General features: G+C 56.3%; 21 protein-coding genes and 2 pseudogenes. All 23 read left to right on the top strand.

The features are described 5' to 3' along the window. Positions 1–502 precede the first annotated feature (502 nt). On the top strand, positions 503–1,948 hold the full coding sequence (gene hydG, locus EDC14_RS09115) for a [FeFe] hydrogenase H-cluster radical SAM maturase HydG (RefSeq protein WP_132013979.1): 1,446 nt from the start codon (positions 503–505) through the stop codon (positions 1,946–1,948). A 21-nt stretch (positions 1,949–1,969) separates the two neighbouring features. Beyond that, on the top strand, positions 1,970–3,370 hold the full coding sequence (locus EDC14_RS09120) for an aspartate ammonia-lyase (RefSeq protein WP_132013980.1): 1,401 nt from the start codon (positions 1,970–1,972) through the stop codon (positions 3,368–3,370). A 376-nt stretch (positions 3,371–3,746) separates the two neighbouring features. Continuing rightward, positions 3,747–5,006, top strand: coding sequence for a [FeFe] hydrogenase H-cluster maturation GTPase HydF (gene hydF, locus EDC14_RS09125; protein ID WP_132013981.1), 1,260 nt, complete (start codon positions 3,747–3,749; stop codon positions 5,004–5,006). Between the two features lie 108 nt (positions 5,007–5,114). Then, entirely contained in the window at positions 5,115–5,372 is a 258-nt protein-coding gene (locus EDC14_RS09130; protein ID WP_132013982.1) for a TM1266 family iron-only hydrogenase system putative regulator, read from the top strand. Positions 5,373–5,387: 15 nt separating this feature from the next. Continuing rightward, entirely contained in the window at positions 5,388–6,488 is a 1,101-nt protein-coding gene (gene hydE / locus EDC14_RS09135; protein ID WP_132013983.1) for a [FeFe] hydrogenase H-cluster radical SAM maturase HydE, read from the top strand. Positions 6,489–6,730: 242 nt separating this feature from the next. Then, the gene (locus EDC14_RS09140) at positions 6,731–7,351 is read left to right on the top strand and encodes a hypothetical protein (RefSeq protein WP_132013984.1); all 621 of its coding nucleotides are present in this window, start codon (positions 6,731–6,733) and stop codon (positions 7,349–7,351) included. 226 nt (positions 7,352–7,577) lie between these two features. Next, positions 7,578–8,096 carry a hypothetical protein gene (locus EDC14_RS09145; protein WP_132013985.1) on the top strand — a complete coding sequence of 173 codons (519 nt, stop codon included), beginning with the start codon at positions 7,578–7,580 and terminating at the stop codon, positions 8,094–8,096. Between the two features lie 39 nt (positions 8,097–8,135). Beyond that, on the top strand, positions 8,136–8,843 hold the full coding sequence (locus EDC14_RS09150) for a 4Fe-4S double cluster binding domain-containing protein (RefSeq protein ID WP_132013986.1): 708 nt from the start codon (positions 8,136–8,138) through the stop codon (positions 8,841–8,843). Positions 8,844–8,860: 17 nt separating this feature from the next. After that, positions 8,861–9,298 (top strand): hypothetical protein, encoded by a 438-nt coding sequence (locus EDC14_RS09155; protein ID WP_132013987.1) that lies wholly within the window; start codon positions 8,861–8,863, stop codon positions 9,296–9,298. A gap of 87 nt (positions 9,299–9,385) precedes the next feature. Beyond that, a complete protein-coding gene (locus EDC14_RS09160) occupies positions 9,386–9,976 on the top strand; it encodes a DUF6144 family protein (protein ID WP_132013988.1) in 591 nt (196 codons plus the stop codon). 41 nt (positions 9,977–10,017) lie between these two features. Then, positions 10,018–10,650: a class I SAM-dependent methyltransferase gene (locus tag EDC14_RS09165; protein ID WP_132013989.1), complete on the top strand. Its 633-nt coding sequence runs from the start codon at positions 10,018–10,020 to the stop codon at positions 10,648–10,650. Between the two features lie 47 nt (positions 10,651–10,697). Next, entirely contained in the window at positions 10,698–11,129 is a 432-nt protein-coding gene (locus EDC14_RS09170) for a GNAT family N-acetyltransferase (protein ID WP_132013990.1), read from the top strand. A gap of 50 nt (positions 11,130–11,179) precedes the next feature. Beyond that, entirely contained in the window at positions 11,180–11,653 is a 474-nt protein-coding gene (locus tag EDC14_RS09175; protein ID WP_132013991.1) for a GNAT family N-acetyltransferase, read from the top strand. A 1,126-nt stretch (positions 11,654–12,779) separates the two neighbouring features. Continuing rightward, entirely contained in the window at positions 12,780–13,433 is a 654-nt protein-coding gene (locus EDC14_RS09180; protein WP_165907910.1) for a spermidine synthase, read from the top strand. A 165-nt stretch (positions 13,434–13,598) separates the two neighbouring features. Next, the gene (iolB, locus tag EDC14_RS09185; RefSeq protein WP_132013993.1) at positions 13,599–14,411 is read left to right on the top strand and encodes a 5-deoxy-glucuronate isomerase; all 813 of its coding nucleotides are present in this window, start codon (positions 13,599–13,601) and stop codon (positions 14,409–14,411) included. A gap of 275 nt (positions 14,412–14,686) precedes the next feature. Next, positions 14,687–16,072, top strand: a complete 1,386-nt coding sequence (locus EDC14_RS09190) for a 2-isopropylmalate synthase (RefSeq protein ID WP_132013994.1) — start codon at positions 14,687–14,689, stop codon at positions 16,070–16,072. Between the two features lie 773 nt (positions 16,073–16,845). Further along, positions 16,846–17,139: pseudogene (locus EDC14_RS27655) on the top strand (septal ring lytic transglycosylase RlpA family protein); the annotation flags it as partial. Positions 17,140–17,229: 90 nt separating this feature from the next. Then, a complete protein-coding gene (locus EDC14_RS09200) occupies positions 17,230–18,117 on the top strand; it encodes a DUF1002 domain-containing protein (RefSeq protein ID WP_132013996.1) in 888 nt (295 codons plus the stop codon). A gap of 413 nt (positions 18,118–18,530) precedes the next feature. Continuing rightward, complete coding sequence (gene cysE / locus EDC14_RS09205; protein ID WP_132013997.1) at positions 18,531–19,205, top strand: serine O-acetyltransferase; 675 nt, start codon at positions 18,531–18,533, stop codon at positions 19,203–19,205. A gap of 135 nt (positions 19,206–19,340) precedes the next feature. Then, positions 19,341–20,780: a cysteine--tRNA ligase gene (gene cysS / locus EDC14_RS09210; protein ID WP_341540152.1), complete on the top strand. Its 1,440-nt coding sequence runs from the start codon at positions 19,341–19,343 to the stop codon at positions 20,778–20,780. A gap of 301 nt (positions 20,781–21,081) precedes the next feature. Then, positions 21,082–21,999, top strand: a complete 918-nt coding sequence (locus tag EDC14_RS09215) for a 4Fe-4S double cluster binding domain-containing protein (RefSeq protein WP_132013998.1) — start codon at positions 21,082–21,084, stop codon at positions 21,997–21,999. Positions 22,000–22,463: 464 nt separating this feature from the next. Further along, on the top strand, positions 22,464–23,417 hold the full coding sequence (locus tag EDC14_RS09220; RefSeq protein WP_207930728.1) for an LCP family protein: 954 nt from the start codon (positions 22,464–22,466) through the stop codon (positions 23,415–23,417). 475 nt (positions 23,418–23,892) lie between these two features. After that, positions 23,893–24,683 (top strand): annotated as a pseudogene (locus tag EDC14_RS26750) (bacteriophage T4 gp5 trimerisation domain-containing protein); the annotation flags it as partial.

The raw sequence follows: 24,683 nt of genomic DNA on the forward strand, positions 1-24,683 counted from the left end.
TTCCGCTCCGATAATTAAAATATCCGGCCTGAAAACTTAAATTCCGGACCAGAAAAGCGGAATTGGCGAAATTATGATGGTGGGTGGAGACGGACTTTCCGGTAGGGGAACGGGCGGAAAATTTTTGGAACAGGATTGTGATTTTCATCACAATCTGCTATACTGAAAGAAACAATTTGTCATGGGTGGCGTTTCCGGTCATCGTGATGAATTCATCGGTGGATGATTGGGTTCCGAAACCGAAGAGGTTTTCTGAGGCGGGGGACATTCGATCAGGCGCGTGAATTTCGTGAGAATTAGCTCGATAGCCGGTTCTCTGTATTCATAACCCTTTTTGAGAATGTTTCCGTTCTCAAAAAGGGTTTTTTGTTTTTCTTTGGTCGCCCATCCGACCAACGAAACCGGATCCTGGTTATTCCAATTAACGACCGCGAACGAACACCCAATAACCAACGACCACCAACCACCAACCACGAACATTTTTTAAGGAGGCTGACGCCGGATGAATTTCTTGGAGAAGTACCGAGAGGATTTCGCGGAGTACGACGCCATGGAGCGCGATTTTATCGATGAGGACCGGATCTGGGAGCAGCTGCGCAAGTGGGAGAACCCCGGACCTGCCGCCGTGCGGCGGGTGCTCGACAAGGCGGCACGCAGGGAACGGCTGGAGCCGGAGGAGATGGCGGTACTAATTCAGAATCAGGACCCGGATTCCATCACCGAAATGTTCGAGCTGGCCCATCGCTTGAAGCGGGAAGTCTACGGCGACCGGATCGTCTTCTTCGCGCCGCTGTACATCAGCAACCGTTGCGCCAACAATTGCGTCTACTGCGGCTTCCGCAGTTCGAATCATGGCATTCGCCGCCATACCTTGAGCATGGAGGATATCGTCCGCGAAGTCAGGATCATGACCAACGAGGGGCAGAAGCGGACCGTGCTGGTGTATGGCGAATCCCCCGAGACGGACATCGACTACATCTGCGAGAGCATCCGCCAGGTCTACGGGGTCAAGCTGAAACACGGCGAGATCCGGCGCGCCAATATCAACTGCGCGCCGCTGACCCGGGACGAATTGCGCCGGTTGAAGGAGTGCGGCATCGGCACCTTTCAGGTTTTCCAGGAGACCTACCATCGTGAGACCTATCAACGGCTGCATCCGGCCGGCACCATCAAGAGCCACTTCCGCTGGCGCCTGTACGCCCATGACCGGGCGCTCGACGCCGGGGTGGACGACGTGGGAATCGGGGCGCTTTTCGGGCTGTACGATTGGCGTTTTGAAGCCATGGGCCTGCTCTACCACACCATCCATCTGGAAGAGAAGTATAACGGCGTGGGGCCGCATACCATCTCCTTCCCCCGGATCGAGCCGGCGTTTGAGACTCCTTACGCCCAGCATCCCGAATACGCGGTGAGCGACGCCGACTTCAAGAAACTGGTGGCTATCCTGCGGCTGAGCGTACCCTATACCGGCCTGATTCTAACCGCCCGCGAAAAGCCGGAGGTCCGCCGCGCGGTGATCCCGTTCGGGGTCTCGCAGATCGACGCCGGTTCGCGGATCGGAGTGGGCGGCTACCAGGAGTCGCTGGCCAACCAATTGCCCGACAAGGAACAGTTCCAACTGGGCGACACCCGCTCGCTCGACGAAGTGATCCGGGAGACCTGCGGCAAGAGCATCCCGTCGCTCTGTACCGCCTGTTACCGGAAGGGCCGGACCGGCGAGCATTTCATGGGGGTCGCCAAGTCCAGCTTCGTGCATCATTTCTGTATCCCCAACGCCATCCTGACCTTCAAGGAATACTTGATGGATTACGCCAGCCCCGAGACGCGCGCCGCCGGCGAGCCGGTGATCCAAAAATATGTGGCGGAGATCGAGGATGAGACGACCAAGCAATTTGTGGAGCAGGCTTTGACGCGCTACGAGGCGGGCGAGCGGGACATCTATCTCTGAGTGGCGTTGGAGGAGAAGAGCATGACATACCGGATCGAACATGATTTATTGGGAGAAAGGGAAGTCCCGGCCGACGCCTATTACGGGATCCACACGCTGCGGGCGGCGGAGAATTTTGAACTGGCGGGCCGGCCGCTCCATCCGCAGCTGATCGGGGCCCTGGCCGCGGTGAAGAAGGCGGCCGCCCTGGCCAACCGGGAGGCCGGGCTGCTCGAACCGCGGCTGGCGGCGGCCATCGCCGCGGCTTGCGATGAAGTGCTGGCCGGACAATGGCGGGAGCAGTTCATCGTCGACGCGTTGCAGGGCGGAGCGGGTACCTCGGCCAATCTGAACCTGGACGAAGTGCTGGCCAACCGGGCTCTGGAATTACTTGGCGCGGCCAAGGGGGATTACGGGCTGATCCACCCGCTGAATCACGTCAACCTGAGCCAGTCGACCAACGATGTCTTTCCCACGGCGATCCGGATCGCCGTCCTGCAACGGTTGAAACCGCTCAGTGAAGCCCTGGCCGACCTCCAGGCCGCGCTGCAGCGGAAGGAGGAAGAATTCGCCGGGGTGATCAAGATGGGCCGCACCGAATTGCAAGACGCCCTCCCGGTGATGCTGGGCCAGGAATTCGGCGCCTACGCCCAGGCCATCGCCAGGGACCGCTGGCGTATCTACAAGGCCGAGGAACGGTTGCGCCAGGTGAACCTGGGCGGCACCGCCGTCGGCACCGGCTTCAACGCCGAGCGGCGCTATATCTACACGGTCATCGAGAAGCTGCGTGAAGTGACCGGGCTGGGGCTGGCCCGGGCCGAGCAGATGATGGATCCGACCCAGAATAACGATGTCTTCGCCGAGGTCTCCGGGATGTTGAAGGCGGCCGCGGTCAACCTGGCCAAGATCGCGAACGATCTGCGGCTCCTGGCCTCGGGTCCCGCGGCCGGCCTGGCTGAGATCAACCTGCCGGAGCTCCAGGCCGGCTCCTCGATCATGCCGGGCAAGGTCAATCCGGTGATCCCCGAGGCGGTCCGCCAGGCGGCCTATCAGGTGATGGCCAACGACCTGGCGATCACCCTGGGCGCTCAGGCCGGGGAGCTGGAACTCAACGCCACGCTGCCGCTGATCGCCGATAACCTGCTCACATCGGTGGATCTGTTGCAGCGGGCGGCGCTAGTCTTCCGGGAGCGCTGCATCAAGGGGATCACCGCTAATCCCGAGCGTTGCCGGGCGCTGCTGGAGGCGGGCTTCGGCTACGCCACGGCGCTGGTCCCGTACCTCGGTTACGAACGGGCCACCGAACTGGTGCGCCGGGCCCGGCGGGAGGGCCGGACCATCCGCCAGGCGGCCTTGGAATCGGGCTGGCTGACCCCGGAGCAGCTGGAGCGGATCTTCGACCCCTACCAGTTGACCCGGCCGGGGATCGCGGGGAAGAATTGAACTGTTTCGCCGTTCGAAAATGTTTTATGGTTTGGGAGATTATTTCGCGTGCGAGGAAAAAATCTATTTTATACCACGTGTATGTAGTCCGGCGCCTCACCCCAGCGCGCCGGGGTGAAACCTTGCCGGATTGGCTGTCTTTCAGAAATCACATTCGCGTCGTCAAAAGCCGTACAGTGCAAGGAACGACCGAGCGAGGAGCGCAGATCATACTCGCCGTATATCGAGCACCGCAGCGACCGAGTGACGCCGCAATGTGCGACTTTTCACGGCGCAACAGCCAATCCGGCAAAGCTTTCAGTCTTACCGATGATTTCTTTTTTAAACTATATCGCTACTGTACTTCTATAAGCGATACGGAAAACGGAGGTCTCCCATGAACAATCTTAACCAAACCCCGAATTCGGCCCGGTTGCAAATCGCCATCTTTGGGCGGTGCAACGCTGGGAAGTCGAGTCTGATTAATGCCCTGACCGGCCAGGCGGTGGCCTTGGTCTCCGACGTTCCCGGGACCACCACCGATCCGGTTTTTAAAGCCATGGAGCTCTTGCCGCTCGGCCCGGTGACGCTCATCGATACCGCCGGGCTGGACGACGAGGGGGAGCTTGGCGAGCTGCGCAAGGAGCGGACCTACCAGATCTTGAACCGGACCGATCTGGCGGTGTTGGTAATCGACGGCACGGTGGGACCGGCCGGGTTCGAGGAAGAGCTGCTTCGGGCCATTCGGGCCAAGAACCTGCCGGTGGTCGGGGTGATCAATAAGCGGGACGTGGCCGCCTATACCCGGGAAGAACGGTTGGAGTGGGAGCGCCGGCTCCAATTGGAACTGGTGGAAGTGGCGGCGGCCGGCGGTGTCGGGATCCGTGATCTGAAGACCGCCTTGATCCGTTTCGCGCCCGCCGATGACGCCGAGCTGTTTCTGACTGGCGATCTGGTCGGCCCGGGCGATCTGGCGGTGCTGGTGGTCCCCATCGACAAGGCCGCGCCCAAGGGCCGGCTGATCTTGCCGCAACAGCAAGTGATCCGCGATTTGCTGGAGCGTGACGCCATCGTTGTCGTGACCAAGGAGCACGAACTCCGGGCGACCCTGGAATCCTTGGGCCGCCGGCCGGCCCTGGTGATCACCGATTCCCAGGTTTTCCTGAAAGTAGCGGCGGATACGCCGCCGGGGATTCCCCTGACCTCTTTCTCGATCTTGTTTGCCCGCTACAAAGGGAACCTGCGCGAACTGGCACAGGGGGCCATGGCCGTCGCCGGGCTGCGGCCGGGCGACCGGGTGCTGATCGCCGAGGGCTGCACCCATCACCGGCAGTCGGACGATATCGGCACGGTCAAGATCCCGCGCTGGCTGCGGCAGTTGGTCGGCGGCGAGCTGGAGTTCGAATGGGCCAGCGGGCTCAGCCTGCCGACCTGTCTGGGCCGGTACCGGCTGATCGTCCATTGCGGCGCCTGCATGCTCAACCACAAGGAGATGCTCTACCGGCTCTCGCTGGCCCGGGAGCAGGGGGTGCCGATGGTCAATTACGGGGTGTTGATCGCTTATGTCCAGGGGATTCTGCCGCGGGTGCTGGAACCTTTCCCGGAGGTCCGGGATCTGCTGGAGACCGGAGCGATGGCGAAAGCATCCGGGGGCTGACCCGGCGCGGGGGAGTAGGAGGAAGGCGTTTTTCATGATATCATGAAATGAAGCGGACCCGGCGGGTTACGTTATAAGTTAGCGGAAACACTTCTTCAGGAGGATATCATGAGCGAAGACAAACGGTTGGGCGTGATTGCCATTATTCTTGAGAATCCCCACGATTCCCAGGCCAAGGTGAACGGTTATATCAGCGAGGCCTCGACGATCGTGGTGGGACGGATGGGGATTCCCTACCGGGAGAAGAATGTGGGGGTCCTGGCGTTGATCGTGGACGGCACCGAGAACGAGATCAACTCGCTCACCGGCAGGCTCGGCAACATCGCCGGAGTCAGCGCCAGGGCCACCCTCACCAAGAAACTTTGATTGAGGTGTTCCATGATGGAAGCGTTCCATGAGCGGCATGACGGTGATCGAAGCGATTCGGCCAGTCTGATAGCGGACGGCGCCGAGTTTTTGGCGGATCGGCCGGCAATTTTGCGGACCATCGCCGCACCCGGCGGAGAGGATGCGCAGCAGTTGCGGATGAGCGCCAATCTTTTGCGCCGCCGCGCGGTGGGCGACGCGGTCCATCTGCGCGGTTTGATCGAGTTTTCGAACCATTGCCGGAATAACTGTTGCTATTGCGGCCTGCGCCGCGACAACCGGAGACTGGCGCGCTACCGGATGACCCCGGCGGAGATCGTCTCCGCCGCCGAGCGCGGCGCCGCGCTCGGCTACCGCACGGTGGTGCTGCAATCGGGGGAGGATCCGGCCTTCACCGGCCCGATGCTGGCGGAGATCATTCGGGAGATCAAACGGCTGGGCCTGGTGGTCACCCTGAGCGTCGGCGAGCGGGAGCCCCGGGAATACGAGCTGTGGCGATCGGCCGGGGCGGAACGCTATCTGATGCGCCACGAGACTGCCGACCCCGAGCTGTACGGCCGGTTGCATCCCGGCCAGACCCTGGCCAAACGGATTGCTTTGCTGAAAGTGCTGAAGCAACTCGATTATCAGGTGGGAACCGGTTTCATGGTCGGCCTGCCCGGCCAGACGCCGGAGACATTGCTGGCCGATATCGATCTGGCCCGGGAGCTGGCGGCGGAGATGGTCGGCATCGGCCCGTTCATTCCTCATCCGGCCACGCCGCTGGCGGACAGTCCGGGCGGCATCGTCGACCAGACCTGCCTGATGGTGGCCCTGGCCCGGCTGGCGCTTCCCTACGCCTTGATCCCGGCCACGACCGCGCTGGGCAGCATCGATCCGCAGGGCCGGGAGTTGGCGCTTGAGTCGGGGGCCAACGTGATGATGCCGAACCTGACGCCCCGCCTGCACCGGGCGGATTATCAGATTTACCCCAATAAGATCTGCCTCAACGAGGAGGCCGATCATTGCCGGGGCTGCATCACCGGCCGGATCTTGGGACTGGGCCGGATAGTGGCCGACGATCCGGGACATCATCCGTTATGGCTGGAACGGAACCAAGCGCTCGGCCAGGCCTGACGGAACGACCGCAGCGAAGATGCGATTCCGGCGCATGGTCTAGCAGATAACGATAGGACAGGATGGAATTTGAGACGGGCAGTTGCCGATGATGGCGGCTGCTTTTCCGTTTTTCATGGGGTTTCTGAGATGAAAGGGAGATGACGGGCGGGGGTCGAAACAATTCCATCCAGGTTCATGACATCCCGTTGTCAGGTTCGATCGGTTATACTGAAGCGAAAAAGAGAGGATGGGGAGCGCTCATGACAAAACAAGAGCAAGAAATCGCGGTTTTTTTGAAAACGCGGGTGATCGGCAAAACATTAGCGACCGAGCCGCTGGTTTATTCTTTGGAAAACGGGAGGCTGGAAGGGGTATATTCGGATCAGATGATCTTCGGCGGATTGTACACTTCGGAAGCGGGGTTCTATTTCGACCTCAGCGTGATTGCCAAGGAAACGGTCTATGAGTTGGGAGCCGACGGCAGCCGGGCCGGTGTGAACCGCGATTATAACGGGGTGAGCGTCTTCCGGTACGAAATGGCCGAACGACGCAGCACTTCCGAGATTACCGGGATCATGCGCCTGATCTCCAGTACTGTAAAAGATCATACCGTCGCCGCCATGGCCTATGGGCTTCATCGGGTCCGGCTCTCCGCCGCTGAATTGTGTTGGGAAGAAAAACAACTGTTATACCGGGACATGACCGCCAATGAAGGCGGATACCGCCCGGTGGCCCTGGATTCCACCGCCAGATTCTTTCTGAAAGACGCGCGGCTTCATTTCGAATTCATTCCCACGGTCTTTGATATCGATCCGGCGACTCTGGAACGGACGGAAGCGCAGGATAAATGGCCCAGCTTTATCGCGAAAGAACAACCATAGAGCGGAGCAACCGCCACGATGAGCGTCTTGAGGCCAAACTGGTCCTCACCGGGTTCGGCCGGTAATCCGGAGACTGGAGGCGGTTTCCGGTGCCTGCGACTACTGATGGCAATATTTTCATCGTGTCGAAATAACGGCAGGAAGTTTCTGGGACAGGTCGAAAATGTATGAGTAGATGCCGCTTCCAATTCAAACACCTTTCAATTCAATGGAGGGGGTCTGGCGGATGTTTCAAAAGTGGGCGGCCTTCTGCTCCAAATTCATGGCGGTGCATGTTCTCAGCTATTTTCTGGCCGGGGCTTTCTTTTACCAATGGCTCACCAAACCGTTTTATCAAGGCCAGGGAGCTGAAGCGATCTTTAAAACGTTTATGCGGACCGAGTCCGAACCGTTATTGTGGCAACACGTGATGACTTGGCAGATTCCCGGCCAGATCTTGCGGGGTTTGTTGATGGGGTGGGCTTTGTTGCCGTTCCTTGAGGTACTCAGAGGCTGGCGGTATTGGAAGCGGGTTTGGGTGCTTTTCGGTATTTACTTCGTCTTTTCCCATCTTTCGGCCACCGGGCCGACGACCGGCGGGATCGAGGGGTTGATCTATTTGCGGCCCGAAATCATGAATCCGCGCATTTTCTTAGCGGTCCAACCCGAGATTATCTTACAAGCTTTGGTGTTGGCCCTGGGCGTCTCATGGTGGATGATCCCCAAGTCCGAACGTAAAGTGGGAACGGTCCTGACTCACGATTGAATCGTATCGTTATCTGGAATTTCTCATGGAGTAATCGAGATGGAACTGCTGGAACAGATCAAACAATTGGCGGGGTTCCATGCCATTGATTTCATCGGAGTCGCCGGAATCGCCGCCTATCACGATCAGATTGAAGCGATCGGCGGGACGCTGTCCCGCGATTATCCCCGGGCCATTGCCATCGGCATCGTGTTGCAAAAGAGCATCGTTCGGCTTTTGAACGACCGCGGGACCTATGAGAACGTCTTCCAGTATCAACATCATTATGACGTCACCAACGCCCGGCTGGACCATTTCGCCGCCATTGTCAGTTCGGTCATTCAACGCGGCGGCTATCCGACGCTACCGGTCCCGGCCGCAGAACGGATCGACAGTGAGCGCGTCTGCGCTTCGGTCTCCCATAAAATTGTCGCGCGTTTGGCGGGCTTCGGCTGGATCGGCAAGAACTGCCTCCTGATCAACCCCGATTACGGTCCCGGTATCCGCTGGACTACGGTCCTGACTGCGGCGCCCCTGCCGGAGAACCTGCGGGTCTCGGAGAACCGCTGCGGCGACTGCCGGCAATGCGTCAAAGCCTGCCCGGCCCAGGCGATCAAGGGCCGCAATTATTATGACGGCGAGCCGCGCGACCGGCGCTTGGATGTGTCCAAGTGTGAAGCCTACTTTGATGCCTTGGAAAAGGCGGGGAAACTTCGGGTTTGCGGCATGTGCCTTCAGGCTTGCCCCTATGGGCGGAAAACACCGTAAGAAAAGAGGATCGCTGAATGATGAAATTGTCGCAATCGCCATTGCCTCCGGGCATCCGAACCATCATGGTCGTCAATTGCCTGGCCACGGTGCTTACGCTTCTGTTTTGGCTGCTGGTCCTCTGGAGAGTATTCCTGGCGCCGGAAAATCCCACGGCGCTATCCATGGCATCCCGTGCTTCCACACTGGGATTTTTGATTTCCGACCTGATCTGGGCGGTTCCCATCATGGCCGTAAGCATTCCGGGTTTGGCGCGGTTGCGTTTTTGGGGTTGGGCCGCGGCCCAGTCTGCCAATATCCTGTGGATCTACTCGATGACCAATCTATGGGTCCGCGACAGCTACTCCGGTGTGATTACGCCGGGGGATATTCTGTTCCTTCCCTTGGCACTGTTTTCGTTATGGTCGGTTTGGTATTTGTGGATGAAGCGGAGCCAGTTTCGGATAAATGAATGAAATATACTCCTTCATAATTTTGATATCAAAGCTATCCGTTACTAAAGAGCGGCCAAATCCTCGGTACATTGAACGGGAAGTGTAAACATGCATAATGCCCTCAAACATTACTTGGTGTTAAGAGGACAGTTGGATAAGGCGTTTGGAAAAGAAAAGAGCCGGGAAATATTGCGAGGCTTGGATGGCGTGGATGGGAGCGAATCGCCCGAACAAGCTTCGCAATGGGCCAAAGAATTGGTTTACCGGCTTGAGGAAAACATCGAAAAGGAGCGGCTCGTGACGATCAGGGAAAACTGTACTTGTATCAAATGTAACAAGTATTCACCGCTGGTTAAAAAGTTTCAAGAGTTGCGGAAGGCTGCGCCGGACGATGATACATACCTTCGAGAAGTTGTAAACTTTTTGAACGGTAGAGGCCGTTGCGGGAAAAAAGTCGGGCTGGTGGACGGAAAGATCATATCCCATTTTGCTTTTTCCGATCATTGCAGTTGCCATGTGGTAAAAGACGGTTGGAAAGCTCCGCCGTCAGTTACTTGGTGTCATTGCTGCAAAGGCAGTCTACTGAGTGTATATCAATATGTGTTTGTTGAAAAAATTTGCAAAATGGAGATCGTTGAGACTTTTGCCACCGGGGGCAAGGATTGCGTATTTGCGACTTATTATATGGATAGCGTTTGAAATGAGACCTTATCGCATGGTTTATAATTTTAGGAGGAAATATGGACAAAACAGCGCTGGCCATTCAAATGTATGATAGCGCGGCGGCGAGTTTCGCCGCCAAATTTATGGATCTTAAACTCTACCGTAACAGCATCGCCGCCTTCAGCGAGCTGTTGTCCGGGGACGCCAAGGTGCTGGACCTGGCTTGCGGCCCCGGCAATGTGGCCAAATTCCTCGCCGAAGCTCACCCCGACATCGCCATCACCGGCCTCGACCTGGCGCCGGCAATGATCGAGCTGGCCCGCGCCAATGTTCCGCAGGCCGAGTTTCAGGTGCGGGACATCCGCGACTTGGATTTCGCGCCGGGCAGTTTTGACGCGGTGGTGGCGGCTTTCGCCCTGCCGTATCTGGATCATGCGGAAGCGCTGAAGTTCATTGCGGATATCGGCCGGATCGTGAAAGAAAACGGCCTGTTGTACCTCAGCTGCATGGAAGGGCCGTCCAGCCGCGTCGAGACGATGAGTTTCGCCCCGGACAGCCGGGTCTGGGTCAATTATTATACCGAGGAATTCCTGCGGGAAGCCTTCAAGAAGAACGGTCTGGCGATCTTGCAACCGCTCCGGCAGGACTATCCGGAACAGGACGGGTCGATCACGGTGGATATGATTTTTATCTTACGGAAAGTGGCTTGATCCGGTTTTTTTACGGAGAATTAAATTATGGAGCGTGACTCCCCGAAATGATCGCCTATCAGGAGTTTTCTAAAGCCGATTGTCCGGAGGTGCTGGCATTTTGGCGGGCCATTGCGGGACTGGGGCTGAATCCGCAGGATGATACGCCCGCCGCCATCGGCGCCTTTTTGGACCGCAATCCCGGTTTTAGTTTTATCGCGCGCCGCGACGGCCGGGTCGTCGGCGCCCTGCTCTGCGGCCACGACGGCCGGCGGGGCGCCATTTATCATCTGGCGGTGGTCGCCGACTGCCGCAAAATGGGTATCGGACAGACCTTGCTCCAGTTGGCGCTGGACCGCCTGAAGGAGGCCGGGATTCAACGCTGCCGCCTGCTGGTTTTGAAAGGCAATGATGCGGCGAAAGCCTACTATCATCACCTGGGATGGAAAGCGGATACGTTTTTGAATGCCTATTCGAAACAACTGTCGCCGGCGGACTGAGCGTCTACGTTCATCCAAATCCGGTCGAAATTTTTTTATAGGAGCAGGCAATGTCCTATTCAATCAGGGAAGCCCAAATCGCCGACGCCGACCGGGTTGTGGAGCTGGTCGTCCGGTTGCTCAGCGAATTGGACCGCGTCCCAGTCGAGCTGGATCGGGAAGCGTCGCGCCAGATTTATAAGGAGTTGATCGGCAATCCGGCTCACCGGGCCTTTATCGCTTGGGACGGGGAGAAAGCGGTGGGACTGATCACGGTCGTTCAATCCCTGGCTATCTATGCGCGGGGCCGTTTTGGAATCATCAATGAATTTTATGTAATGCCCGAATACCGGTCTTCCGGCATCGGCCGGCTGATGCTGGAGGAAGTTGAGCAATTCGGCCTCAGCCGGGGTTGGCAGAGGCTGGAGGTCGGGGCGCCGGAACGCGAACACTGGTCCCGCAGCATCGCCTTTTATTGTAAAGAAGGTTTCGTGGAAATCGGCCCGCGCCTGAAAAAGCTCTTTCCGGGCGGTCCGCCGCGTTGATTTCCGCCGCTCCGCTCCTCTTTTCTCACGACATGGGCAATCATCATTCCTCTTCAGAAGAAATAAGGCTTCCGATAGTTTCAGGCAGTTGCCGAGGATGGCGGCTGCTTTTTCTTTGGAATGAAGGGAAGAGAATACGCGATATTGGAGTGGCAACAAGATAATAGCCTTCCCGAAGCGATGGCAAATATTATATAATGGCTATGGGAGGTGTTGATTATGGGTTTGTTACAAATGACAGACGGCTGGCAAAGTGAATGGTCCCAAAAAGGATTGGACATCAATCGCTGCACTTGCTTAACATGCTACAATACAAAAAGATGTGAGTATGCATTTGAGACCTATAATCAAGACGGAGAATGTTTGTGGTGTCAGATGCAATGGTAACTCCGGATGTCCATCGCGAATCATGAACCCTGAAGCCGTCGGGATCAACACCCCGGCGGCTTCACTTTAACCCTATGGTTTTGAAATGCCTACTCCAAACAGTTGGCGCCGGCAGGGTAAGCCTTCCTGTCATTCTGGGGGACGGCTGAATTTTTTGAAGAAGCGGCAAACCCTATTTCATCAGTGGAGCAAAGATAACCCATGATGACCGAACGAAGCCGGATGGGAGTCGGGGCAGTTTCCCGAAACTCCGGGGATGCATCCGCGAAGCTCGGTCTTGTTTCCCGAAGTCTTGGTCCTCTTTCCCGAAGGATTCGTCCCGCATCTTCAAGTCTTGGTCCTTTATCCCGGAGCTTTGGGGAAGGTTCCCCGAGGCTCCGGGAAGCTAGGATGACCTTTCGGGAAGAAAGGATCGAAGGATCCGTTGAAAGGATCATGGGATCCCTTACAAGGATGGCTTTCATCCTAACAAGGATGAAGAAGATCCGAGTTGGACCGAAGACCATACCTTACATGAGAGGGGATCGCCTAATATATTACGGGGGCCGGGATGAAGGACGGAGCATCGGGGAAGCCGGCCGGAAGCGCGCGGCGGAAAGGCGGCGGGTTGCGGACAAAGCCCGGATTGACTGGAGCGCGCGGCGGTATTATAATTAATCCTAAAATACCAAAGAAATAGCGTGATGGGAAAATGTGCTCGTCCCCTGGGGGCGGGTTTTCATTTTGGAGGATAGAACGGATGATCATTGCCCAAACACAGTCGGAGCACGGCGAGACCATTTTGCGTCAGGGCAGCGCCGGATATGAGCTGATCGTCGACGGTCAGTTTCTGATGTCCTCGGCCAGCGGTCCGTCCTCGGAGGAGCTGGTACGACTGGGATTGGAGGGACTCGCAGCCGCGGACGCTCTGACAGTGCTCATCGGCGGACTGGGCCTGGGTTTTTCACTCCGGACCGCGCTGGCTGAGCCGCGGGTCGCCGCGGTGCGGGTGGTGGAGCTGGAAGCGGCGCTCATCGACTGGCACCGGCGCGGCCTGCTGCCGGAGACGGCCGCGTGGATCAATGACCAACGGGCCAGTATCGTCCATGACGATCTGCTGCGGTTCCTAGCCCGTTGCGAAGCCCGTTACGATTTGATTGCGCTCGATATCGACAACGGTCCCGACTGGCTGAGCCACGCCGGGAACGCCGGCCTCTACACCCCGGCCATGCTGAGCCGCGTCGCTGCACTGTTGAATCCCGGCGGGATCGCCACCTTCTGGTCGGCGGACCAGGCGCCGGGATTGATGCAACTGCTCAACGAGGTTTTTGGGAATGTCGCCGAGATTGGGCGGCTGGATACGAACGGCGCGGGGAAGACGATCGAGGCTTTCATTTACCGCTGCCGAGTCTAAAAGCCATGGGATAAAGTCTCTTTCCAACCGATTCAGCCTGTAAAAGGTTTAAAAATCGACTTTATCCCTTGCTTCTCTGAGTTTTTGTGTTCACTGGCCTTCGGGCAGGGTTTATCACAACGCTTCGAATTGGTATCGAATCAATGTTCAGCGGAGGCGAGATTTATGGAGAAGTTTTTTAAGTATCGTAAAAAATCAGGTTATTCGGAGGTGGTCGGTGACGCCTCGAAACTGGAGTTAATCCGTTTTGGCCTGATTCAGTTGGAGTCCGGCGAAGCGATCGATTTAACCTCCGGCGAGTACGAGCTGGGTCTGGTGCTGCTCTCCGGCCAGTGCGACATCGCCTGTGAGGGAGAGAAATTCACCGATCTCATCCGCAAAGATGTTTTCAGCGCCAAACCAGTCGCGGTCTACATTCCCCGGGACGCAAAGTACGAGGTGAAAAACGCCGGCCCGGGCCCGCTGGAGATCGCCGTCTGCAAGGTCAAAGCCGGCCAGAAGTTGAAACCATTCCTCATCCGGCCGGAAGAGACCATCACCAATCACCGGGGCCGGCTCAACTGGAATCGCGACGTGGTGGACATCTTTACGCACAACGTGGCCGGACGGGTGGACCGGATCCTGGTGGGGGAGACTTTCGCCTGCCCCGGGCAGTGGTCCAGTTATCCCTCGCATAAACACGACCGGGATAATCCGCCCCAGGAAGTCTGGATGGAGGAAGTCTATCATTTCAAGGTGGATCCGCCTCAGGGCTTCGGCATTCAGGTGCTTTACACCGACGATCTGTCGCTGGATGAAAGCTATACCGTGCGGAACGGCGACACGATCGCCATTGCCCGGGGTTATCATCCGGTGGCGGCGGCTCCCGGATATCAGGTTTATTATTTATGGGTGATGGCGGGCCGAAGCGGCCGCACCCTGACCCCCAATGACGACCCGAATCACGCTTGGCTCAAGGCTGTCGAACGGATGCTGTGAAAACCGGCATCGCCACGATATTCATCCACAGCGGCTTGACGCCGCTGTTTGTTATTCAAGGGCCGTCGGTTAATAAAAATACATTTTTCCATCATAAATAATTATTTTCATGGCTTCCGTTCCCAATGGACCAATGGCGCTTTCAAACCTGGCGGGATCGTACTGGCTGAAATCGGCCAGAAAAAATTGTATACAGGATTCATTGTCTTCCAAAAGAGGAATATCGGCCCCTTGGTTGAATATTATGAGAAATTTAAAGATGGCTGGTGATAGGAATGTTAGAATTCAGCAAACGCAGCAATACCCTGGAACAGACCGAATACTTATACAGCCTCCAGGATGTCCCGGAGCCGCATCTGTACCGTCATTTATTCAACTATGAGGAAGTTCCCAAGATCGCTTTCAACCACCGGCATGTGCCGATGCGCCCGCCGGAAGAGATCTTCATTACCGACTCCACCTTCCGCGATGGCCAGCAGGCCCGCGAACCTTATACAGTCCAGCAGATCGTCGATTTATTCAAGTTCTTGCACCGTTTGGGGGGACCCAAGGGGATCATCCGCCAGACCGAGTTCTTTCTGTATAGCAAGAAAGATAAAGAAGCGGTCACCAAGTGCATGGAGCTTGGATACCGTTTCCCGGAGATCACCAGTTGGATCCGGGCGGTGAAGGAAGATTTTTACCTGGTCAAGGAGATGGGGATCAAAGAGACCGGCATCCTGGCCAGCTGTTCCGATTACCATATCTTCAAGAAATTGAAGATGACCCGGAAACAGGCGATGGAGCAGTTTTTATCCATCGTCAAAAGCGCCTTGGAGATCGGGGTCGTTCCCCGGCTGCATCTGGAAGATCTCACCCGGGCCGATTTTTACGGTTTCGTGGTGCCATTCGTCCTGGAACTGATGAAGTTGCAAGAAGAAGCCAAGATCCCCATCAAAGTCCGGGCCTGCGACACCTTGGGCTTTGGCGTCAATTATCCCGGCGTAGCCTTGCCGCGCAGCGTTCCCGGGATCATTTACGGGCTCTGGCATCATGCCCAACTCCCCAGCGAACAGATGGAATGGCATGGACACAATGACTTTTACAAAGCGGTATCCAACGCCGGAACGGCTTGGCTTTACGGCTGCTCCGGAGTGAATACGACCCTGCTCGGGATCGGTGAACGGACCGGCAATTGCCCGCTGGAGGCGATGGTTTTTGAGTATGCCTCGCTCCGCGGCACTTTGGACGGGATGGAGCCGACGGTGATTACCGAGATTGCCGAATACTACACCAAAGAAATCGGCTACACCGTGCCTCCGATGACGCCGCTGGTCGGACGGGAATTCAATTTCACCCGCTCGGGGATCCATGCCGACGGACTTTTAAAAGATGAGGAGATCTATAACATCTTTAATACCGAGAAGCTCCTCAACCGCAAAGTGGTGGTAGCGGTCAACGAACACTCGGGAGCCGCCGGGATCGCCCACTGGGTCAACAGTTACTTCAATCTCAAGGAAGAGCGCAAGTTGGAAAAACGTGACGCGCGCCTGTTGAAGATCAAGGAATGGGTCGACCATCTTTACGAGGGCGGCCGGAATACGGTCATCGGCGACCATGAGTTGTTGGAATATATCCAGGCCGAGATTCCTGAGTTGTGGCATGAATTGACCCGGCGTTGATCCGAACGGGGGTCGTCGCCACGAAATCATGATGGCATATAGGTTGAAATAAATATTTGAGTAAGCTTTTCCATCTGTGAAGCATGGCTGGAAAAGGGCAAATCGCGGTATTTATTTCAACCTATGAATCAAGGAAATATGTTGCAATGATTTTGAAAGTACAAAAACTTGTTGCAACATATATAGGATGTGCCGATAGAAAGGTCAGAAAACCGTCCCGAGGGGCGGTTTTTTTGATCGGTGTTTTACGGGGGTTCACGAAAATCGCCGGAGGTCAAGGTTCCGAATAAGCTGGCCGCCAAGGCGGATGTATGGCATCCCAGAAAGATGGATAACCTAATTCCATGAAATGGGTAAAGATGCTTTTCATTCTCGGCGCGTTGCTATGCCGGCCGGTCCCCGCGCTGGCGGCGGAACCGGTCGTTTTCTACGTCTCGGGCGGAACGGGCTATGTGGTGATCCAGAACGAACCCGTAATCGAGCTGGACCACGCTTATCAAGGGATGAGCGTGGCGCAGCGGGTGCGGCTGATCGCGATCCGGCTAAGAAATATCTATGAACAAGGCGATTTTGACCCTGCCGCGTTGGAGCTCTACCGCTCCCGAAAGGCGATCGGAATAAGCTATCGCGGCCAATTGCTGGCGCTGGCGGATCCCTACACCGCCTACCGGAAGCGCGTCTCCCAGGAACGGTTGGCGAGATTATGGATGACCCGTTTGACCGCGGTGGCGGACCGGATGCTCCGCCCGTATGTGACAGTGGAGAGCGCTGTCGGCTTGGCCTCTTGGTACGGCCGGAAATTCCGGGGCCGCCGCACCGCCTGCGGCGAATACTTTGACGAAAACCGTTATACTGCCGCTCATCGCTCGTTGCCTTTCGGAACCCGGATCCGGGTGACCAATCTGATGAATAACCGCTCCGTGGTGGTGGTGATCAATGACCGGGGGCCGTGGATCAAGAGCAGGCTGCTGGACTTATCCTGGTCCGCCGCAGCCTCCATCGGGATCCGGGGGGTCGTTCGGGTGAAAATGGAAGTGCTGGCGCTGCAGACGGCTACCCAATCGTAGGCAATCGATTCTATAGGAGCCGCCGCGGCCCGAAGCAGGAGGTAAGCATGAGAGCTGGGGCGGCGGCGGATTGAAGGATGGCGAATCAGTATGAAAAAATTATTCTGCCTATTCTGGCTCGGGCTCAGCCTGGTCTGGCTTCTCCCGGTCTTCGGAGCGCAGGGGGAGCTGCGAATCATCTCCTACGGGCGTGATTTGACCCCGGCCGAGCGGACGGAGATTATTAAGGATTTTCCACTCCCGGCCGGAGTTTCATTGGAAGAGATCAAGTCCATTACCGTGACCAATGAAGAAGAATGGAATTTATTGCGCGGTTTGGTTCCCGATGAGCAGATCGGGGTCAAAGCGGTATCATCGGCTTACATTGAAAAGCTGGCCGCCGGCGTGGGCATCAAAGTCGACACCAAAAACATCACCTTAATCACGCCGCACATCTACGCCAATGCGTTGAGCACAGCGGGGGTAACCGATGCCCGGATCTTCGCCACCGCGCCCCAGCCGGTCTCCGGAACCGCCGCACTGGTCGGGATCTTTAAATCCTTCGAATCATTGACAGGCAAACCCATCAGTTCTTCCGTGCAACGAACCGCCGCCCAGGAGCTGATCGCCACCGGCAATCTCGGCGAAAAGGTAGGCAAGGAAAAAGCGGCAGTGCTGGTGGGAAGGGCCAAGGAACGGGTCATTGGCGAGCAGAATGCCACCAAGGAGAATGTCACCAAGATCATCGAGGAGTCTGCCAAGGAGCAGGACCTCAGGCTGAGCAAATCGGACAAAGAGCAGTTGGCGGAGCTGATGCTCAAGATAAAGCAGCTCAACCTGAATCTGAACGCGATTCAAAAACAGCTCCGAAACTATTCCGCGCCGCCGCCAGAACCTGCCCAACCGGAGGAACCATCATTTTTCGACCGGTTGCTGGAATTTTTTAAAGCGATCTTCAGTAAGTTTTTTTCCTTCGTCGGCAAAATCATGGGCCGCTGATTTTTTCTTGCTTCCGCTCGGTCAGGCCAATGATGTTCAATTGACAATTCAAAAGGCGGTGGATATAATATAGGATAACACAAAGTGACGATGGGGAACGATCTCATTGGAAAGTCGCAGAGAGGGTAGGGGGGTGCAACTACCTGGCGGACCGTGAAGATCCTGCGCCCCGGAGCGGTCCGATGAACTTAAAAAAAGTAGTCGGGCACGGGTCAGCCCGTTATAGCGTTGGAGCGGGGTGGATAACACCCAATCAGAGTGGAACCGCGAAGCAGGCCTTCGTCTCTGTCGGAGACGAAGGTTTTTTGATCGCCGGAATCAGTGAAAGCGGCGGAGGGCGAACCTCGATGGTCTTTTCACCCGGCCGCCTTCTTGGGGCAGGGCCGATCTTTTTGGAAATCAGGAGGTGGCGCATGTTTAATCATCTGCGTGAAGATATTCAGACTGTATTCGACCGCGATCCGGCGGCCCGTTCCTGGGTGGAGGTGCTATTATGCTACCCGGGAGTCCATGCGTTGTTCTGGCATCGCGTCTCCCATTGGCTTTATGAGCGGCACTGGTTTTTATTGGCGCGCTTCATCTCCCAATGGAGCCGGCTGTGGACCGGGATCGAGATCCACCCCGGGGCGAAAATCGGCCGGCGTCTCTTCATCGACCACGGGATGGGAGTGGTGATCGGGGAAACGGCGGAGATCGGCGATGATGTCACGATCTTTCAAGGAGTCACCTTGGGCGGGACCGGCAAGGAGAAGGGAAAACGCCATCCGACCATCGGTAATGGCGTGATGATCTCCACCGGTGCCAAGATTCTGGGTTCGATCAAGATTGGGGATCACGTGAAAGTCGGCGCCGGAGCCGTAGTATTGCGCGAAGTTCCTCCGAATACCACGGTGGTCGGAGTTCCCGGCCGCGTGGTGGTTCAGAACGGCGTCCGGGTGAACGGCCCGGATCTGGCCCATAACAATCTGCCGGATCCGGTGGCCCAGATGCTTCAGTGTTTGCAGCATAAGATCAATGAATTGGAAACGCGGATCGAGGAACTGGAGGCGGAGAAAAAGATCAACTTGCGGTCGGGGAATGGCTGTTAGGACCGGACTCACTCCGCCGCCCATGCGCTGGAGTGTAGCGGAAGTGGAGAATATCGGAGCAAGGGATTGAATGGACTTATTTTCATTATCATACCGGCAATTATTTCACGAATCTAGCGAATGATGGAGGCAACAATGGCAATTCGCGTTTTTAACACGTTGTCCAAGACGAAAGAAGATTTTGTGCCGCGCGAAGCCGGCAAGGCGTCGATCTATGCCTGCGGCGTCACCCCGTACGATTTTGCGCATATCGGCAATTCCCGGCCTTGGGTCTTCTGGGATTGCGTGCGCCGTTTCTTAAAGTACCAGGGCTATCAGGTGACTTTCATTCAAAACTTCACCGATGTCGACGACAAGATTATCAACCGTTCCAAACAGCTGGGCAAGGATCCTTTGCAGCTGGCAGGGGAGTATGCCCAGATCTGTCTGGAAGACATGGCAAAGCTGGGGGTATTGCCGGCCGAGAGGTATCCGAAGGTTTCGGAGCACATCCCGGAGATCATTGCGATGGTCCAGACTTTGGTCGACAAAGGTTTTGCCTATGAATTGAACGGCGACGTCTATTTTCAGGTCGCCAAGTTCAGCGAGTACGGCAAGCTGTCCGGGAGGGATCTGGAGGAGATGCGGGCCGGAGCCAGGGTCGAGGTGAACGAGGCCAAGCGGGACCCGATGGACTTTGCGCTCTGGAAGGCCGCCAAACCGGGGGAGATCGCCTGGGATTCGCCCTGGGGTCCGGGCCGTCCCGGATGGCACATCGAGTGCTCGGCGATGTCCCTGAAGTACCTGGGAGCCGGTTTTGATCTGCACGGCGGCGGCGAGGATCTGGTCTTCCCCCACCATGAAAACGAAATCGCTCAATCCGAGGCTTATCTCGGACAGCAATTCGTCCATTATTGGCTGCACAATGCCTTTGTGACCGTGGGCGGCAACCGGATGGGCAAGTCGGTGGGGAACTTCTCCACGATCCGCGATGTTATGAGCAAGTTCTCACCCAAAGTGGTCCGTTTTTGGCTGGTCGGCACCCATTACCGGAATCCGATCAGCTTCGGCGAGGAAGAATTGGCGACCGCGGCCAAGGGATTGGAGCGGTTGGAGACCGCCCGTTTCAATTGGGAGCATCTGCTGAAGCAAGCGGGAACTCCCGGGGAGGCCGGAGCGGCCGCTCCGGCAGTGCGGCAGCAGATCGCCGAAACCCGGGCCGATTTCATTGCCGGGATGGAGGATGACTTCAATACGCCGCAGGCCCTGGCGAGCCTTTACGATCTGGTGCGGGAAGTCAACCGTTGGACGCAGAGTCAGGATTTCCAATTGACGGCGGAGGCTCAGCAACTGCTCCAGGAGGCTTTGGATACCCTGCTGGAACTCGGCGGCGAAGTGCTCGGCCTGTTCCAGGCCGAGGGCGGTGCCAAGGCGGCGACCGTGGACGCGGCGGAGGTGGAGGCCCTCATCGCCCAGCGTACCCAGGCTAAAGGAGCCAAGAATTGGGCGCTGGCGGATCAGATCCGGGATGAGTTGAAGCAAAAAGGAGTGCTCATCGAAGATACTCCGCAGGGTGTGCGCTGGCGGTTCGAATAAAGCCTTTTTAATAACGAATCACCGACGGGGTGATGAGTGAAGAAAACGTCGCGGGAGACGATCGAATCCGCGGCGTTTTTTCATGGATCGGCATTTTTGGGAGTTCTTTCAAACGCAATCGCCCGGCAGCAGTTTCCGGTCCCCCGCCCGGCCCGTCGAGCCAGAGGATTGTAGCCGCTGCGGCGCTTTTTTCGGAATTGACCCGCCGGCTTGACGCTGAAACGGGAGAATGATATACTTGAAACGATCGTGTAACTACCATACAACTTTACAATAGTTACTGCATGAGGGGGGAATACTGATGAATCAGGACGAGGAACGGATCGTCGCGATGCTGGCGGAGGAGGGTTATCCGGGACGGATGGTCGCTATCGAGCACCTGGAGGAGCTGCGGCAGGAGATCGCGGCGCGGCGCGCGGCGGGGCTTTTGGACGAAACGCTCATTCAACGATATTTGAGCGACTGGCAATTCGACTATACAAAGCAGTTGCCGGAAGCCCGCTCGATTCTGGTGGTGGCGGCGGCGCAACCGCTGATGCAGTTGGAGTTTGAATGGCGGGGAAGTTTCCATCCCGTACTGGTTCCCCCCACCTATATTGCAGAGGACGATGGCCGCGTCGCCGCCACCGTGGCCCACGCGTTGCAAAGCAAAGGATATCATGGAGTGCAGGCCCGGCTGCCCCAGAAATTGCTGGCGGTCCGGTCCGGGCTCAGCCGCTACGGCCGGAATAACATCTCCTATATTGAAGGCATGGGCAGCTTTTATACGATCATGGCCTTCTTCACCGACCTGCCGTTGAGCGAAGATTCGTGGCAGGAAGCAAGCAAAATGCCGGAATGCGAGGCTTGCCGCGTTTGTTTGCGGAATTGCCCCACCGGTTGTATTGATCCGGAACGGTTTCTGATTCATGCCGAGAGGTGCCTCACCTATTTGAATGAGAACAGCGGCGAATTTCCCGACTGGGTAAACGCCCATGATCACCATGCGCTGGTAGGCTGCATGAAATGCCAGACCGTCTGTCCGCAAAACCGGGAGCGGCTACGCACCGTGGTGATGAAGGAGACCTTCCATGAAGCGGAGACTGCCGCCATTCTGAGCGGCGTCGCTTTGGAGCAGTTGCCCGGGGTGACACAGCAGACCCTGAAACGCTTGGGCATGACTGATTATTGCCAGGACCGGATCTTGGCGCGTAATTTAGGAGTACTGCTCGCCTCATGATACCCAGTCCGGTAGTCTGAGGGAGAAATCCATCGCCCCGGCGCGTTCGGTGCAGCCCGTGAGTGAACATACCGAGATTGCATTTGGAATAACCCCAGTATGTCCTCGTGATACTTTTGTAACTTTTTTCAATCCATCTTTTATGACATATTTTGATTCATCATGGCATAGTATCTTTTGTCAGGATTTGGATGCGTCGCTTCTGAGAGGCGCCTCGACAATAGGACAGGGGCCCTTGGCCTTCCAAAACAGGAGAAATCGGGAGTCGACGAGGATTCGGCACAGCACCGTTGCGGATCCTGATTCCTGGAATGGCTGTTTCACTACGGAGCCAATTGGGGAAGGAGAACATCGCCTGGACATCGTTTCCGAAGGCTCGATTCTGCCGGGGATTTGGTCAGCAGAGCAGGGAACCGCTCCGGTGGAAGACTCCCGCCGCATGTTTCGATGGGGAGAACGCAATGATGAGAGGCAGGACAATCTATTCTATTGTTATACCGGTTTTGCTGGTATTCGCGTTAGGTCTTTGGGCTTTGGCTGATCCGCAGCGTTTGCTGCGGCCCGTTCTTCAGCAGTCATTACGAGGTACTGCGGAGCCGTCGCAACCCGCTCCCTCCGGGGAGCGCCCCGAGGGGAAGCCGCAACGGCCCCAGGGATTTAACCTGATGCTGCTCGGCGTCGATAGCTGGTCGGACAATAAAGCGCGCGCCGATATGATCATGATCGCCCATGTGAATCCCGTCCAAAAAAAGATTAACCTCATCAGCATTCCGCGGGATACCCGGGTAAAAGTCGCCGGTGTCGGATACACCAAACTGAACCACACGCACATCGTCGGGGAGATGGCGGGTGGCAACGGGGCTGGAACCCAGGCGACGCTGGCGGCTACCGCCGCCTTGCTGGATTGTTCCATTACTTCCTATATTAAGGTCAATTTCCGGGGTTTCGCCGACTTTATCGATAGCATCGACGGGCTCGATATCACGTTGGAGGAGCCGGTGAAGTTGACCTACGGCCATCAGACCCTTCCGGCGGGTACAAGCCATATCAACGGAGCGACCGCCCTGGATCTGGTCAGGGAGCGCGCTTCCCTATCCGATGGGGATTTTGGTCGCCAAAGGAATCAGCAATTGGTATTAAGAGCTTTGGGAGAGAAATTGCTCAAACCGGAGCACTTCTCCGATCTGCTCCGCCTGATTCGGAAGGCCAAAACCGATATTCTGGATACCAATCTATCTGACCTAGAACTCTTCAAGCTGGCCTGGACATTCAAGCAGATCCCTTTAGCTGCGGTCAGCTATCATCAGCTTCCGGGGCGGTCAGCTTATGCCAGGGATCCCTTGACCCGATCTATCTTATATTATTGGGTCCCCGATACTCAAAAGACTAAGCGGCTCGGAGCGGCGTATCTGCAATGACTTCTTGGCAGCCGCCGCTGGATTGCCGTATCACTGAACGGTCCGGCGGTCGTTGAAAGCTCCGGTAACCGCCATGACCTCGGTTTTTTAGGAGAAATATTGCAAAATAAACACGCGAAGCCGAAAAATTTTTACAGGATTATTACAGGATATGTAGAAGTAATATATTAGAAATCGGTTACCATAAGTTAGCAATATTCAGATGTCTTCTGTCAACAGTATCTTCCATTTTAAACGCTCGGGTTCTACGATAAGGTTTGCAAGATATTCACTTTCACCTGGGTTTCATGATTTTTCCATCCTTTCTAAATATTCGTTATCGATATTTAAACCTCATTTTACTTACCAACTGGATAGTTTCTGGGGCTTTCGGCCCAATGCGATATTTCCTGAAGCTAGGCTTGGAATTTGTCAAGCGAGGTGATGCCATGGACCGTTACATTGTTGGTTAGACTTGGTAAAAGGAGGTTCAACAATGTCATTTAAAATTACAAGACTGGCTGTGGTTCTTTTTCTCCTTTGCGCAGTCCCGATTTTTGCTGCGCCCGCCATCGACTCCACATCAGCCGTCGTTCCGGAAAAGGGCGGTAATGGTGAGGTCATTACCGTAACCATTGCGGGAACGGGTTTTGATCCCGACGCTACCGTTGAGTTGAACGGCAGCGATGACACGACGATAACGGGCACTGATGTCGCGGTTGATGACGCTGGAATTACTTGCAATTTCGATCTCAGTGGACAGCCGACTGGTAGTTATGACGTCGTTGTGACCAACCCCAATGGTGAAAGTGCTGTCGTAAAAGGCGGATTCACCATTGAGGAAGCGGCTACGGAAGAATTAGAAGAAGATTCTGAGGAAGCTGTAGAGGAAGACGCTACGGAAGAGATCGCAGAGGATTCTGAGGAAGCCGTGGAAGAAGATGCTACGGAAGAATTAGAAGAAGATTCTGAGGAAGCTGTAGAGGAAGACGCTACGGAAGAGATCGCAGAGGATTCTGAGGAAGCCGTGGAAGAAGATGCTACGGAAGAATTAGAAGAAGATTCTGAGGAAGCTGTAGAGGAAGACGCTACGGAGGAGATCGCAGAGGATTCTGAGGAAGCCGTGGAAGAAGATGCTACGGAAGAATTAGAAGAAGATTCTGAGGAAGCTGTAGAGGAAGACGCTACGGAAGAGATCGCAGAGGATTCTGAGGAAGCCGTGGAAGAAGATGCTACGGAAGAATTAGAAGAAGATTCTGAGGAAGCTGTAGAGGAAGACGCTACGGA

Source organism: Hydrogenispora ethanolica (assembly GCF_004340685.1).
GTDB lineage: Bacteria > Bacillota > UBA4882 > UBA8346 > UBA8346 > Hydrogenispora > Hydrogenispora ethanolica.

Bases quoted from the DNA above. Each gene is read 5' to 3' on its own strand.
- hydG (WP_132013979.1), top strand. From the start codon at position 503: ATGAATTTCTTGGAGAAGTACCGAGAGGATTTCGCGGAGTACGACGCC.
- EDC14_RS09120 (WP_132013980.1), top strand. From the start codon at position 1,970: ATGACATACCGGATCGAACATGATTTATTGGGAGAAAGGGAAGTCCCG.
- hydF (WP_132013981.1), top strand. From the start codon at position 3,747: ATGAACAATCTTAACCAAACCCCGAATTCGGCCCGGTTGCAAATCGCC.
- EDC14_RS09130 (WP_132013982.1), top strand. From the start codon at position 5,115: ATGAGCGAAGACAAACGGTTGGGCGTGATTGCCATTATTCTTGAGAAT.
- hydE (WP_132013983.1), top strand. From the start codon at position 5,388: ATGGAAGCGTTCCATGAGCGGCATGACGGTGATCGAAGCGATTCGGCC.
- EDC14_RS09140 (WP_132013984.1), top strand. From the start codon at position 6,731: ATGACAAAACAAGAGCAAGAAATCGCGGTTTTTTTGAAAACGCGGGTG.
- EDC14_RS09145 (WP_132013985.1), top strand. From the start codon at position 7,578: ATGTTTCAAAAGTGGGCGGCCTTCTGCTCCAAATTCATGGCGGTGCAT.
- EDC14_RS09150 (WP_132013986.1), top strand. From the start codon at position 8,136: ATGGAACTGCTGGAACAGATCAAACAATTGGCGGGGTTCCATGCCATT.
- EDC14_RS09155 (WP_132013987.1), top strand. From the start codon at position 8,861: ATGATGAAATTGTCGCAATCGCCATTGCCTCCGGGCATCCGAACCATC.
- EDC14_RS09160 (WP_132013988.1), top strand. From the start codon at position 9,386: ATGCATAATGCCCTCAAACATTACTTGGTGTTAAGAGGACAGTTGGAT.
- EDC14_RS09165 (WP_132013989.1), top strand. From the start codon at position 10,018: ATGGACAAAACAGCGCTGGCCATTCAAATGTATGATAGCGCGGCGGCG.
- EDC14_RS09170 (WP_132013990.1), top strand. From the start codon at position 10,698: ATGATCGCCTATCAGGAGTTTTCTAAAGCCGATTGTCCGGAGGTGCTG.
- EDC14_RS09175 (WP_132013991.1), top strand. From the start codon at position 11,180: ATGTCCTATTCAATCAGGGAAGCCCAAATCGCCGACGCCGACCGGGTT.
- EDC14_RS09180 (WP_165907910.1), top strand. From the start codon at position 12,780: ATGATCATTGCCCAAACACAGTCGGAGCACGGCGAGACCATTTTGCGT.
- iolB (WP_132013993.1), top strand. From the start codon at position 13,599: ATGGAGAAGTTTTTTAAGTATCGTAAAAAATCAGGTTATTCGGAGGTG.
- EDC14_RS09190 (WP_132013994.1), top strand. From the start codon at position 14,687: ATGTTAGAATTCAGCAAACGCAGCAATACCCTGGAACAGACCGAATAC.
- EDC14_RS09200 (WP_132013996.1), top strand. From the start codon at position 17,230: ATGAAAAAATTATTCTGCCTATTCTGGCTCGGGCTCAGCCTGGTCTGG.
- cysE (WP_132013997.1), top strand. From the start codon at position 18,531: ATGTTTAATCATCTGCGTGAAGATATTCAGACTGTATTCGACCGCGAT.
- cysS (WP_341540152.1), top strand. From the start codon at position 19,341: ATGGCAATTCGCGTTTTTAACACGTTGTCCAAGACGAAAGAAGATTTT.
- EDC14_RS09215 (WP_132013998.1), top strand. From the start codon at position 21,082: ATGAATCAGGACGAGGAACGGATCGTCGCGATGCTGGCGGAGGAGGGT.
- EDC14_RS09220 (WP_207930728.1), top strand. From the start codon at position 22,464: ATGAGAGGCAGGACAATCTATTCTATTGTTATACCGGTTTTGCTGGTA.